The organism is Halorubrum sp. C191, from assembly GCF_002727095.1.
Lineage (GTDB): Archaea > Halobacteriota > Halobacteria > Halobacteriales > Haloferacaceae > Halorubrum > Halorubrum ezzemoulense.
Window position 1 is genome coordinate 1 of record NZ_NHNZ01000219.1, and the last position, 12,898, is coordinate 12,898.

The following is a 12,898-nucleotide window of genomic DNA, read 5'->3' on the forward strand; positions in this document are numbered from 1 at the left end:
TACTACTACGGCTGCGGCTGTACGATCGTCTCGACCGGGCAAAAGATCCCGGTTGCAGCGGAGTTCACAGAGAGTAAACAAGCGCCAGAGGAGACGGCGATGCGCGTCACGCGTGACGCGCTCGCCGTCGCCAAGCCGATTTGGATGGTTGGTGACAGCGCCTACGACACGCTCGACTGGCACGACCACCTGCTGACCGCAGGGGTCGTGCCAGTCGCTCCGTACAACGCGCGAAACACCGATGACCCGAAAGACATCGAGTACAGGGTCGAAGACCGCATCGAACAACACAGCAAGGACATCCAGCTGAAGCAGTCCACGCTGGATGAGACGTACAACCGCCGTACTGGAGTCGAACGAACCAACGAATCAGTGAAGGACTGCGGCCTCGGGCGAACGCATACCCGAGGCCACGTCCACGCACGAGCTCAGGTGTTTCTTGCCCTGTGCCTTCGTCTCGTCGTCGCAATCACCAACTACGAACGCGGAGACAATCCGGGAAGTACGATCATCACGGTGTGAGAAGAGTTCTATGACACCCTCAAGATTTCCTAGGCTACAGCCTGAAGCGACGCATTGGCCTCTGCCACGTTAATGGGCTTGTTCGATCCGACGTGTGAGCCCGTGTGGACACTTCGTTGAAGCCCGCAGTCACCTAGTCATGGCCGAATCCACATCGAGTCTGACAAGACTCTGTCGAGATATGAACTAGGAACGCTCTTTCCAGAGCTCCTCCAAGTTCTCGGTAAATCGAATATGCTCTCGTTCCACCCGCTTGAAGCCGGTATCCTCCCACTTGATCGGTTGGGGGTCCTTCCCGCGGAGACCGCCGTTGTAGTGGATGGCTTCCTCCTGTGGTTCGGTGTAAGCCAGGCCTTTCTCTTCGAGGCTTTCAAGAACTTCACCTAGTGTGAAGTCTCGGGGAAACCCTAGGAAGGGGGCAGCAGGCGTTCCTTCTTCGATCATGAAGGTAAAGGTATCTTGGTCTAATGCAACCCCCCCAACCTCCAGAACAAGCTCGATGAAGGCCTCTTCTGACTCGGTAAGTTCGGGGTGTGTCACGATGCGAAACGCTCTGTATCGGCCTGCTGGTGGGTGATGAACAGTAGCAAGTCCGCTGTCGTGAGTGCGATGATACTGTCCATGGAGTCCGTTGATCAGGGGTATTTGGAGCCGTTCAGGACGAAACTCGGTCGTCGTCTGTTTCGTTGAGTCGATCTAGGACTGCGTCGTCAAGAGTTTTTTCTAAGACCGACGAACCCTCTAAGAGCCGCCTCATCGTACTGGCCAGACGGTCGTCGAGCTGCTGTCGCCCGGATGGAAACGCGTCAGCTGCCGTCTCCAAACACTGACGGCGGAGGCTGGGCTCTTTGACTCCCAGTGTGCCCAGCAGCATCGCGGCTGTCCGAGCCCGCAGCCCACGTGGTTTGGCAAGCTCCCGTCTCGCCCACCGGTACAGCCAGTCGTCAGTCAAGTTACCGATCGGTGCGTGCTTAGCCAGGGCCTCGACGGTACTTCCCCGGACCCAGCCACTCGGGTCGGCTGTCCGACCCAAGAGATGAGCAGTCAGTTCGTCGGATGGACAGTGCCCTAATCCGGTCAGCTGTGAGAGCGCCTCGACGGCTGCAACCCGGACTTCTGAGTCTCTAGCACTAAGGGCCTCGACAACGGTGTCGACGTACCGTGGCCGTTCGGTAGTGGTACCCACCACGGTGCCATCGGCTGCCCTCGCCAGAAGCGGAATCACAGCGACTCGTCTGGCAGCCAATGCCGGGGACTGGTCGTACTTAGCGCCGAGCCACTCATTCACGATCTCCGTAAGTACCTTCTGAGACAATGACTCTAAGAGGCCTAGGCCGATGTCCTGGACTGCGTCGTCGGAGGCGTTCTGAAGGAACGACTTGACGCCTTCGGCGGTAAGGACGTCCGCGGTCTCAAGCGGGCCCGGTGGATCAAGGATCCCACGATGTGCCCGGAGACCTCCGTGAGCAGCGAGCGAGACTGCGATCTTGTAGACGCTGAGACGGTTAACGGGTGGAGTGGCTTCGGGTGTGACTGGGCTGACGGTTCGACCGTCGTCTCTCGACGGGATGCCGGCGAAGGAGTCACTCGTCAACACCATATCAAGATAGCCGCTGAGGTCGTCGGCAAGAGAGCCGTGCTCGGCGACCAAACGGTCAAATGCGGCCAATAGGTGGTAAGCCACAAGAGCATCACCCTCGCCATCGGCCAAGCGTCCCACACCGTCAGCAATCGTCTCGCGGAGGATGTCAGGTGAGTTCCGTGCAAGCGTTATGAGTGCTTGGCCCGCAGCGTGGCGTTCCGAGTAGGGCTCATTACTCACCAGACGATCGAGCAAGACAGGAGCGATTCGCATCGGTGCGGGCCACTCATCAGGATCCGTGGCCACGAGGACCTGAATGAGAACGCCTCTGGTGGCTTCATCCGTAACGAGTCGGTCAGCAAGGAAGCTCGGGTCCGGCTTCGTCATCCCTGCCCACGTGGCATGTAGCAGAATGCGAGCAGCGGTTTGCCTGACAATCCGCCACCGGTCCGTTAGATGATCCATGACTGTCGATCCGATCGTCGCCCAGTCGACGGCCCTTCGATCAATCCCACGCTGGATCGCTTCAAGACCAGCAAGCGTGTCCTCCGGATCACCGTGTCTCACTGCTTTGACGATCTTGTCCTGTCGCTCGATTGAATCGCCTTGGCCAAGTGCCTCTGTCCCACCAAAAATCGAGGATTCGTTGCGTTCGACATCAGTATCAGGTGGCTGTAATCGATATGCTGATCTCACCTCCAAGTCCGCCGAAGCGGGAGTCCGACTATCTGTTTCTCGGAGCTTGGTAGCTAGATCTCTAACCTCAGTGTCCGGGTGTGCCATGAGCGCCGAAAGTGCCGATTGATATCCAACAGCTGGTTGATATCCGCCTGTGAGATAACCATCGTCTGGCTCCTCGGAAGCTAGGCACCGCAGTGCCAACCGGAGAGTGTCACCGGTCAAGAACCAGAGTACACGTTCTTGATGGATTACCGAGACCAGGCTAGAGCTATTCGCCATTTGGGGTGGGGCCAGCACCGACCCCACCCCGGCCCTTGCTGCGGGATCCGACGTGACCGTCACGCGTTGAAGCATTCTGTCGAGGGCAGGCTGTTGGACTCTGGGAGCCACACTGAGCCGTTCGAGAGCATCGAAGAGCGCACCTGGTTTGCGAGTGACCAACGGCTCGGTAACCGGCGACGGAAGCGATCCGGTGGCTGCACAGAGGACTCCTAGGGCAGTCCCGAACGTATCGAGGTCACCGCGTACACGAAGCGTTCGGAGCCGCTCGATAGCCTGGCTTCGAGTTGATTCACTAGGAGAGAGGATCAGGAGTGTCACCGCCAGCCAGGTCTCGACAGCTGGATCGTCGTTTACCGACTCCAGCATGGTAGCAAGTTCTTCAACCTCCGAGAGGTCTCGTGGTGGTGCGGCCAGGAATGCCGTGGCAACGAGCCGCGCCACGATCTCACTTTGCTCGTCGTCGACTGTCTGGAGGGTTTCAAGCAACTTCGTCCGGGCGCACTCGGCAATCCGTGGGTGGCCAAGCAAGATTGCCTCGAGTGCCTGGGTAGCAGCCGCATCAGTCCAATAGGGTGTCTCTTCGTCGATGATGTCGATCGTCGCACTTTCGACGATGCCTACAAACACTGACGGGTTGATAGTCTCAAACGACGGGACGACATCCAAGCTCTCTTGGCGAAGGTCTTCGACGCCGAACGTCTCGGGCGAGCAGTAAGCTGTCTCCAGAATTTCACTGACAGACACCGAGGCTTGGCGGAGCGAGGACTCGGCAGTAGCGATAATGTCGAACAGTTGCTCGTGATCAGAGTCCGCGGTCTCCAGGCACACCACGATGGCTTTGGCCAGGCGCTCATCCGTACGGTCGGACTGATCCAGCAGTCGGGCAGCAAACCCGAGCAGATCAATGAAGGCGTCTCTGTCGACTGACCAGTTTTCGTCGGCCTCGCGCACCACGTCCAGACTATCATCGGACTCGACCAGAGCCTTGGCAGCACCTATCCGGTCGGCTCGACTGAGCAACCCATCTGTGGCGAGTTCCATAGCCCCTAGTGGAAGGGTGTCCACATCGATCGTCTTCAGGATGTCCGCAATCGCGTCACGTACTCCTCCAGAACCAGTCAGGTAGCGACCAAGCAGCGTGCCCCAGACATTGATGGCGCTGAAGGACTCGGACTCAGTGGATTGTTCTCGCTCGAGGAGTTCGGACAGCAGTGTTCTTAGGGCTGCGATGGCCCGCCGACAGACAAGTTCCTCGTCGCCCCCAACAAGCTGCCTGAGCCAGGTGAACGCTCGAGACAGGAACGTAGTAGGGGCGCCGGGAATCGAGCGCTGTATCAACGAGGCGGCAGCCCCCCTGTCGAGCGAGGACTCAGCGGTTACGAGTGCCTGAATCACGTCGATATGTGACCGAAGCCAGGCCGGTGACTCACGGCCCAAGATGATCGCCGCGTCTTGGGCTGCCCTAGCGACAGCCGGATCCTCGCCCTGGAGTGCGTCGACGATCACTCCCCTGTGTGGGGCGATGATCTCAGGTGCGACTTGGCCTTGTGCAGTCGCATCCTCGTTGACCAGTCTCTTTGTTAGGGCCGGCCGATTACCCAAGAAAAGATCGTCGGTATCGTCGAAATCCAAGGCGTGGCGACGGAATGCCTCAGACGGTCGCCCACCGATAGTGGCGAGCGTACAGAATGCGTGCGCCCTGCTCTTCGGCTGCCCCTCATCGGCCACCGAAGCGACAACCGAGATAGCCCCCGATGGCAATGCATTCGGACGGATTCGCCCGATCGTGGACAGCCGGTCCAGTGCCTGACGTTGATCCTCACCGGACTCGTCTTCGATCGTCCAGACTGCACCCGCAATAGTCGGCCGAACTATCGCCGGCTCGACGTCCCAGCACCTAGCGAAAACCCACAGGCAACGGCGTTCAACCACCGACCCAGTTCCGGCCAGCTCTAACAACATGGGTACAGCACCTTGGAACAGCCCAGGGGCTTTCTCCACGGCGGCGACAAGCACCGTCGTGGCTGCGACTTGGCGTCGATCGATGCTGTCGTCGTCGATCAGACTGCTGGAGTCATCGTACTTGTCTGTCTCAGCGAGGACATCGAACAGGGGTTGTATACAGTCAGCGAGCGCTCGCGGACGTTCGCGCGCGATCGGTAGAAGGAGTTCGATCTCACGGGTCGTCAGTGGCGGACCAGATTCCAACGCGTCCCGAAGTTTGGCACCAACACTGTCGGCCTGGTCGGGTTCCTCCAAGGCCGCCTCGACAGCCACCTCTAGCGCACGAGTTCTGACCAGGCTAGGCTCACTACATACGTCTGGTAACACCGCATTGAGGACGGTTTCCGGTGGGGCACTCGATGAACGAAGAGCGATGGACAGGCGTTCGATGTCCGCGCGTCGCACGCCACTAGTGTGACAACCACACCGTGAAATGCTTTCCCCAGGCCTGCGTAGGGTTCTCGGATCAGACCAGAAGAAGATATTTACCCACTCACGATTTGATCAGATTACACTTCCACTTCCATCGATACCGTTCTGTATCGTCGATCCACCTAGCACTCACCCCGTCTCATCCCCGATGGCACCTGAGAACACCCACGACCCGACTGTAGACGGCAAGACGCCGACTCACACTGTTGGCGAACCCACAGACGAGACCGTCGGTGAACTCCCGGTGATGACTGACACCGGCCATCCGATGGTTCCGACCCTCGCACAGGACACCTATCACCAGCGGACCATCGCAGGCGATCGGACTGATGTCGAGATCGTCACGAAAGCGCTCTCGCTCGGGATGAATGTCGTCCTCAAGGGACCGCCAGGCGTCGGAAAGAGCTATCTAGCGAAGTACCTTTGTGCCCGGACCAACCGTCCGCTCTTTCGCATCACGCTCTCTGAGACAACCTACCGAGAGGACCTCCTAGGACACCTCCATCTGCTCAGTTCCGATACGGGAACCACCGAAACCCAATGGATCGACGGCCCGTTGACTCGTGCTGTCCGAGAGGGTGGGATCCTTCTCCTCGACGAGATCAATGCTGCTGACGCGAACACCGTTGCCGCGCTCAACGCTGTGATGGAAGGTAAAGAAACCCGGACTCTTACCATTCCACAGACCGGTGAGACCATCACGCCTCACGAGGAGTTTCGGGTCATTGCAACGGCCAACCCTGGCTATCAGGGCACCTACGAACTCAACGACGCCTTCGAGGACCGATTCCGTCACGTAAAGCTGGCCTATCTGCCGAAGGATGTCGAAACGGCACTAGTGCTCTCCCGAACGGAATTGGGGCCCGAACGAAGAGAAGAGATTGAGTCTTTGGTCGGGCTGGCAGCTCGTCTGCGGGAAGCCTACATGGACGGCGAACTCTCAACACCAGTGACGACCAGGGAGTTGGTCCGAATCGCACGATTTATCGAAGACGATTTTATGGACATGCGAACCGCTGCCGAGAGCGAACTCGTCGCCAGGGTCTCGGAATATGACGAATCGCTCGTTGAAACGTACATCCAGAAACGCCTCTGATCGACTCGTGGAGATCACACCGAACACACCGGATGTCGATCTCGCTGCGCTGTCGACCAGCCGCCGGGCCTCCGAAGCTCGTCGGGACACTCTAGAACGCCTAGCAAGCCTCTGTACGCCTCGGGATGTCTCCGTGTCGGTCACTTTCAGCGAGGATGGTGCCACCTGTTCGCCGGACGAGGACCGACCTGGCGAGTCATACGTCGTCCAAATCCCGACGAAAGCGTACGATCAGCCTGGGACGGATCTCCCAGAAATCGTTTGGAACAAGCGGGTGCAGGTTGGACTACTGTTCCACGAATTAGGGCACGTTCTGTACTCCGATTTTGAACGGTTTCAGGAGCGACTCAAAGCAATTCGTCCCGAGTGGCGCGGCGCGTTCAAGACAATCTATAATGCGGCCGAGGATGGGGTCGTTGAGACACAGATTGCCAACGAGTTCCGGGTTACTGAGGACCTGACCCTGCTCAACGAGGCTTTTACCCAGTTAGCTGACGACCGCCACCACCGGTACACCGAACTGTTCGGCTTGGGTCCGGATGCGTCCGAAGGACGTGATTCTCTGCGGGACCACCGCGAGAAGCACGATGAGCAAGAGCGATCGCTCCGTGCGAAGTATTCCATCTTGGACGGGGTTCGTGTTGGTCTCATCGACAACGGATTCACTAAGCACGACCGCTTCGCGACGCTGCTTGACGAGACCGATGAGACTCGCACTATCCGTGACAGACGAGGAGACGTCCTTCGCGACCTCGCACCCGCCCTCGAACGATACATGGCGGACATGCTTTCAGAGCCAGATCCTACTGCCCGTGTCGAGTTGGCCTGGCAGTTCTTCGAGCACGTCCGCGACCGCCTAGCGCCCTTGCCAGTCCTCCAGGCACGAGCAACTGACGTGCTTGTTGTTCGCCCGGAGGAAGTTGAGGAGGGTAGCCTCGGCGGCGGCAAACGGGCAGACCAATTACCGAACGCCGAAGCAGCTGATGCGTACGTCAAAACGGACGTGGGTGCCAGCAACGGAAACAATCCGAGTGACGATGACTGCGATGAGACAGCCACAGATCCCGACGCAGTTGGGGGTGCCAGCTCCGGCGAGGATCGCTCGCACCTACCACCCGGCTGGGTCGCCCAGCGAGAACTACAGCGACACGCTCAGCGAGCCGGCCAGGGACGAACAGTTCGAGGGAGCCCATCCGAGAGTCCGTTGGAGGCCAACGCGAACGACCTCCGCGAACTCACTCGCACGACATCCGGGATCGAGCGCATCGGTATCGCAGAGGCCACCGGAGATGACTCCAGCCGCCACATCTGGGATACTGCAGTCAGGCAGGCCAGGCAACTCAAAGCCGACCTAGCGACCCAGTTACACCGTCGCCGCCGAACTAGTTACGACGGTGGGCATCGGTCCGGCCGGCTGGACGGTAGCCGTGTGGCCCGGGCTGTTCAAGGCGATCAACGAGTGTTCCAACGACGCACTTCTGGGAACGATCGGGATTACTCCTGTGTCCTGGTTCTGGATCGCTCAGGATCGATGCAGGGAGATCAGATCACGGCCGCCGAGCGAGCGGTCGCACAGTTACTTGCGGCCTTTGATGCCGTTGATGTGGATGTCGGCCTGCTTTCGTTGTTCCAGAGCGTGCCTTACTTGGAAGTGCCGATGGGCGGGGCACCGACCAATCACCTCGATCGATTCCTCCGAGCGGACGCTCAGGGAGGAACCCCACTCGCAGAGACGTTGTCAGCTGCAAGATCGTTGTTAGAGGAAGGCAAAGGCGCGGTTCCACTAGTGTTTGTCATCACCGACGGCAAGCCCGATCGTCCCGAGGCCTATCAGCGCGAGCTCACGGCTTGCTCGTTCCCCGTCTTTGGCGTGTACGTCAGTCCCGATAGAGAATCAACAGAGGAGCACCTGGCCCAGGATCAGGAGGCCGATGCAGAATATTTCGACCAGCTCGTACGAACTGATCGAGAGTCACTCGACATGCGACTTCGAGAGCTCGTTCGGTCGCTGTTTCGGAAGAATTCACGTTCGTAAGCGCGGCGAACTGCTGTGAAAAACGTGGCCATTGGGACATCGAACCCCAGTATTATCCCACTTTTGCAGCGGGTTCTTGGTGTGAAGCCCTGAGAGGTTCCCAGACCGACGACTGGCCACGCCTGGGTGGTAGTCTGCTGCTTCACTTTGTGTGCAGTAGAATGGCGTCAGAGACGTTTGCGCCGGTAAGGTCAGCGTCAGAGACATCGGCTGCGGGGCAGCGAGCGCCCGTGAGATCGGCATCAGAAAGGTCTACACCGACCAGTTTTGTCTGAGTGAGACTTGCGTTTGACAGGTCAACCTCGGTGAGATCAGCTTCGTTGAGGACAGCGCGGTTGAGGTTGGCGTCTGAGAGGTCTGCCTCAACCAGATTGGCATCACGAAGGCTGGCACGAGTGAGAATAGCCTCTGAGAGGTCTGCACCGGCGAGGTTGGCCCCGGCGAGGAGTGACTTAGAAAGATTGGCACCGGCGAGGTCTGCATCTGGATGGATGTCGGCAGGTGATACATCGTCATCATTTGGAATTTGGAAGTCGGAATCGCTCATGTAAGTTTGCGAGAGTTGGGTAGGTTATATTCTTATCGCCGTTTGTTCTGTTGAATTCGCAGACACCGCGGACGTCTGGGCTGAATACACGGCCATCAACCCGTCGATTCCACGGGGCCTGACCAAACTTATAAGTCATTATCGTAGTAATCATTACCTATAGAATGACCTTTCACGATCGAGAGGAGGAGTTGAGCGCACTCACCACCGCGTTTGAGACCCCCGATCACGAGTTCTACGTCGTCTATGGACGAAGACGCGTCGGGAAGACAGAACTTCTCAAAGAGTTCTGTCGAGGTTACCCCCACATATACTTCCTCGCCGCCCAAGAGGCGGAAGAGCGGCAGCGAGAGAAGTTCGTCGAACACGTTGCGGACTATTTTGGCGATCGGGTGCCGCGGATTGACGGATGGGATGACGCGTTCGAGTATCTCGGCGAAAAGGTAGTTGACGAAGATGTCGTCATCGCTATCGACGAATTTCCATATCTCGTCGCGGAGAACGATTCGCTTCCATCGTACCTACAATCATTCGTCGATGAGCAGGTTAGGGGGACGGAGTCAATGCTCATCCTCTGTGGATCGAGCATCAGCACGATGGAGTCCGAAGTATTGGGTCACGAGAGCCCACTGTACGGCCGCCGAACCGGACAACTTGACGTCCAACCGTTCTCATTCCGGGAAGCAAGAGAGGTGATCCAGTACGACACCGAGGACGCGATCCGATCGTACGCGGTCACCGGCGGCACACCGATGTATCTCACGCTGTTCGATTATACTGAAACACTTGCTGAGAACGTCCAATCGAAGATTCTCTCGCCGACATCCGTACTTTACAACGAACCGGAGTTCCTCCTCCGGACCGAACTCCGAAATCCTGCACGATATATGAGTATTCTCGAGTCGATCGCGCTCGGCCACACGACCCCGAACGAGATCTCCGGAGCGACGGGGATCGACTCAGGACCACTCTCCAAATATCTCCGCAAACTCCAGCAACTTCGGCTGATCGACCGAGAGGTTCCTGTGACGGCGTCGGCAAAGAAATCGAAGCGGTCTAAGTACTCCGTCGCGGACGCATTCCTTCGGTTTTGGTTCCGCTATGTTGAGCCGAACCGCTCCAGCATCGAGGAGGCCTCTAAGATCGTGTACGAGAATACGATTGGCCCTGACCTTCCAAACCACGTGGCAGCGACGTTCGAAGACGTTTGTCAAGAAGCGATCTGGAACGGGATTCGACACGGGATGTTCGACCAGTACTCCGAGGTTGGACGCTGGTGGTACGGTGAACATGAGATCGACGTCGTTGGACTCTCACCGACCGATGACAGAATACTCTTCACCGAATGTAAGTGGACAGCTGAACCAGTTGGGATCGGACTCGTAGAGAAGCTTCGCGCAAAAACCAAGCACGTTCGATGGGGCCCAGAATCGCGCGAAGAGCGGTTTGCGTTGTTCTCGAAGAGCGGATTCTCCGATGGCTTGGAACAGGAAGTCGACGACTCGTGGACGTTCGTTGATTTAGAGGATCTAGAGCAGATGCTATCAGCTGGCCGTTGAGATACAGTCCGTTGTGCTCCTTCTGTTCTGGGTACAACTAGTGAGATTCAACTTCGTGGTTCTGTTGAAATCCTCAGCAAGTGATATCCCACGAGGACACGAAAGGCCACGAACACCACACCGCAGCCGGCGACCTCGACGACATCGAGTTCCCGGAGATAGAGGACCGGCTTGTCGAGTTCTGGGCGAGTGCGGACGAGTACTGGGACGCCGTCGGCGGCGAGCCGCCCCGGCCGCACTGATCGAACATCACCCGACACACAACACCCCGACCATGACCACACTTCACATCACCGTCGACGACCGAGAACAGCTCCGTGAGGACGCGCTCCAGTTCGTCCAAGATGTCGAGGCCGACGATCTCGACGAACAGGAGGGAAAGGCAACGCTTCAGTTCGGCACCTACGACGACTTCGTCGACAGTCTCACGCCGCTGCGTCTTGAGCTCATCCGGGTGATCGCAGAAGAGGCGCCCGAGAGTATGCGCGAGGCAGCGCGTCTCGTCGAGCGTGACGTGTCCGACGTCCACTCGGACCTGAAAGCAGCTGGAAGTACTAGGCATCCTCACGCTCGAAGAGGGCGGGCCCAGCGGTGCGATTCAGCCCGCCGTTCCGTTCGACCGTATCGAGGTCCACATCGACTACCCACTTATCGATAGCGGCGACGCCGATGGTACCCTCGCAAGCGCGTAGTCTCCCCCACCGCTCTCGGAGTGTGCTATGGGACTCTCGTGTGATGGTTATCCACGACCAGCAATCACGCTGCTGTCCCGAAACAGTACTTTCACTCCGCTCGCCCGAACTATAAGTCACAGAGTCTCAAATATTGAAGAGAGGGAGCACCGCTGGGCCGGTTTCAACAACCGGATCAGCTCCAAAACAGTGTCACACGCTCCCTCTCCCCCTCGAAGTAGCCCGTGAACTCGTGAGAATGACCCCTGATGACCCAGAGACAGTCCGTGGCGACTGCTCGTTCTGCGGCGAGACAGTCACCGGTCGGCACGCAATCATCCACTATGAGACCACTGACGGTGATCCGGGCGTGTGGGCCGAATGCCCTAGCTGTGGCGAGATCGTTGACCCCACCGATGCTCAGTAAACAGTTCATCCAGCAGATCATCAGACCCGAGTCACCATCGACAACGCACCACGAGTGCCGTCACTGTGGGTACAGTGTGGAGAAGGACGTCGATGAATGTCCACAGTGTGGCTCTCACGAGATTGCGGCCTACGATCTTGAGTAATCGCTGAAGTAGTCACGGTTGGTAGAGAAGGTTCAATACCTTATGTAGCACCTGAACGCTAACATGGCTCCGATTGTTACATAAGGTGTGGAGCAACCGTCACCACCTACCTCGCTCCCGAAGTATCTCGCGGAGGGGCTCCCCAAACAGGATACGGAGACACTCCAAGAGGTACAGAACTATATTGGGGCTCTCATCGAGTATCGCGACCAGTCGGTCGACACTGACGAGCTTCCCGAGGCTGCCGAGCCCGTCGACGAGCCCGATGGCGCAGGACGCGGGACCGTCGTCAAAGAGAAAGTCACCTGTGGCGACGATAGCTGTAAGTGCGCTAGCGGAGATCCCGCGGATATGCACGGCCCGTATCTCTATCGGTACTATCGTGAGAAGGGGACAATGAAATCAGAGTACGTCGGTAAACCAGAAAGTGAGTAGTGGTGTGAGAAGTTTGCCATAACCACCCGTTCGTGCCAACCCGCGGTCCTAGACTTCCCCGCGAAGGGTGTCGTCAACGACGTCAGCGAACGCAACGTTCTCACGCACCTGTTGCATCTCGACGGTGACTCGGTCACCGACACTCGTTTCGGGAACGATCACGACGTAACCGTGCTCAACTTTCGCGATCCCGTCACCTTGGTCACCGAGGTTCTCGATTTCAACGTCTCGCTGTTCACCTTCCTCGACAGGCGGGCCGTCGTACTCGTGTTGCTGACCAGCGTGGTCAGCTGACTGAGTGACCTCAGTCGTGTCGGTGGGTTCGGTATCCGACGTCGATGTCGATATGAGCGCAACACGGTATGTTTCACCCTCAGAGAGTGTCCCGGTGGCTATCTCACGGTCTGGCACAGGTATCTGGTAGGTGCCATCGTCCTCCTCAACAGTCGCAGTATACAGCGTCTGGAGCGTCTCAGAAAT

11 protein-coding genes and 1 pseudogene are annotated in these 12,898 nt (G+C 58.1%); 7 read left to right on the plus strand and 5 right to left on the minus strand.

Annotated elements, in window-relative coordinates:
- A partial coding sequence (locus tag Z052_RS18800; RefSeq protein WP_144050079.1) for a transposase occupies positions 1–522 on the plus strand: 522 nt, incomplete at its 5' end.
- A gap of 186 nt (positions 523–708) precedes the next feature.
- On the opposite strand, the gene Z052_RS18805 is transcribed toward Z052_RS18800, so the two are convergent.
- Together Z052_RS18805 and Z052_RS18810 are read right to left on the minus strand one after the other, a co-directional pair.
- A complete protein-coding gene (locus tag Z052_RS18805) occupies positions 709–1,062 on the minus strand; it encodes a hypothetical protein (protein ID WP_099289354.1) in 354 nt (117 codons plus the stop codon).
- A gap of 115 nt (positions 1,063–1,177) precedes the next feature.
- Entirely contained in the window at positions 1,178–5,344 is a 4,167-nt protein-coding gene (locus Z052_RS18810) for a HEAT repeat domain-containing protein (protein ID WP_099289355.1), read from the minus strand.
- Positions 5,345–5,651: 307 nt separating this feature from the next.
- Here Z052_RS18810 and Z052_RS18815 point away from each other — a divergent pair, with 307 nt between their 5' ends.
- Together Z052_RS18815 and Z052_RS18820 are read left to right on the plus strand one after the other, a co-directional pair.
- Complete coding sequence (locus tag Z052_RS18815) at positions 5,652–6,599, plus strand: MoxR family ATPase (RefSeq protein WP_099289356.1); 948 nt, start codon at positions 5,652–5,654, stop codon at positions 6,597–6,599.
- A gap of 7 nt (positions 6,600–6,606) precedes the next feature.
- A complete protein-coding gene (locus Z052_RS18820; RefSeq protein WP_158228725.1) occupies positions 6,607–8,634 on the plus strand; it encodes a VWA domain-containing protein in 2,028 nt (675 codons plus the stop codon).
- 142 nt (positions 8,635–8,776) lie between these two features.
- Here the strand turns inward: Z052_RS18820 and Z052_RS18825 are convergent, their stop codons facing one another.
- Positions 8,777–9,181 carry a pentapeptide repeat-containing protein gene (locus Z052_RS18825; RefSeq protein ID WP_099289358.1) on the minus strand — a complete coding sequence of 135 codons (405 nt, stop codon included), beginning with the start codon at positions 9,179–9,181 and terminating at the stop codon, positions 8,777–8,779.
- A 164-nt stretch (positions 9,182–9,345) separates the two neighbouring features.
- Here Z052_RS18825 and Z052_RS18830 point away from each other — a divergent pair, with 164 nt between their 5' ends.
- From Z052_RS18830 to Z052_RS18835, 3 genes and pseudogenes are all read left to right on the plus strand, one after another.
- Positions 9,346–10,740, plus strand: a complete 1,395-nt coding sequence (locus Z052_RS18830) for an ATP-binding protein (RefSeq protein ID WP_099289359.1) — start codon at positions 9,346–9,348, stop codon at positions 10,738–10,740.
- A gap of 80 nt (positions 10,741–10,820) precedes the next feature.
- On the plus strand, positions 10,821–10,982 hold the full coding sequence (locus Z052_RS20350; RefSeq protein ID WP_158228726.1) for a hypothetical protein: 162 nt from the start codon (positions 10,821–10,823) through the stop codon (positions 10,980–10,982).
- A 32-nt stretch (positions 10,983–11,014) separates the two neighbouring features.
- Positions 11,015–11,432 (plus strand): annotated as a pseudogene (locus tag Z052_RS18835) (transcriptional regulator).
- Positions 11,433–11,607: 175 nt separating this feature from the next.
- Here the strand turns inward: Z052_RS18835 and Z052_RS20670 are convergent.
- The gene (locus tag Z052_RS20670) at positions 11,608–11,859 is read right to left on the minus strand and encodes a hypothetical protein (protein WP_199058324.1); all 252 of its coding nucleotides are present in this window, start codon (positions 11,857–11,859) and stop codon (positions 11,608–11,610) included.
- A 211-nt stretch (positions 11,860–12,070) separates the two neighbouring features.
- Here Z052_RS20670 and Z052_RS18840 point away from each other — a divergent pair, with 211 nt between their 5' ends.
- Positions 12,071–12,418 (plus strand): DUF6788 family protein, encoded by a 348-nt coding sequence (locus tag Z052_RS18840; protein ID WP_099289360.1) that lies wholly within the window; start codon positions 12,071–12,073, stop codon positions 12,416–12,418.
- 48 nt (positions 12,419–12,466) lie between these two features.
- Here Z052_RS18840 and Z052_RS18845 read toward each other — a convergent pair.
- The coding region (locus Z052_RS18845) for a TRAM domain-containing protein (RefSeq protein ID WP_241898018.1) at positions 12,467–12,898 on the minus strand (432 nt) is incomplete at its 5' end.

Excerpts from the sequence above, each read along its gene's own strand:
- Z052_RS18830 (WP_099289359.1), top strand. The coding sequence starts at position 9,346 with ATGACCTTTCACGATCGAGAGGAGGAGTTGAGCGCACTCACCACCGCG.
- Z052_RS20670 (WP_199058324.1), bottom strand. The coding sequence starts at position 11,859 with ATGATCTGCTGGATGAACTGTTTACTGAGCATCGGTGGGGTCAACGAT.
- Z052_RS18825 (WP_099289358.1), bottom strand. The coding sequence starts at position 9,181 with ATGAGCGATTCCGACTTCCAAATTCCAAATGATGACGATGTATCACCT.
- Z052_RS18815 (WP_099289356.1), top strand. The coding sequence starts at position 5,652 with ATGGCACCTGAGAACACCCACGACCCGACTGTAGACGGCAAGACGCCG.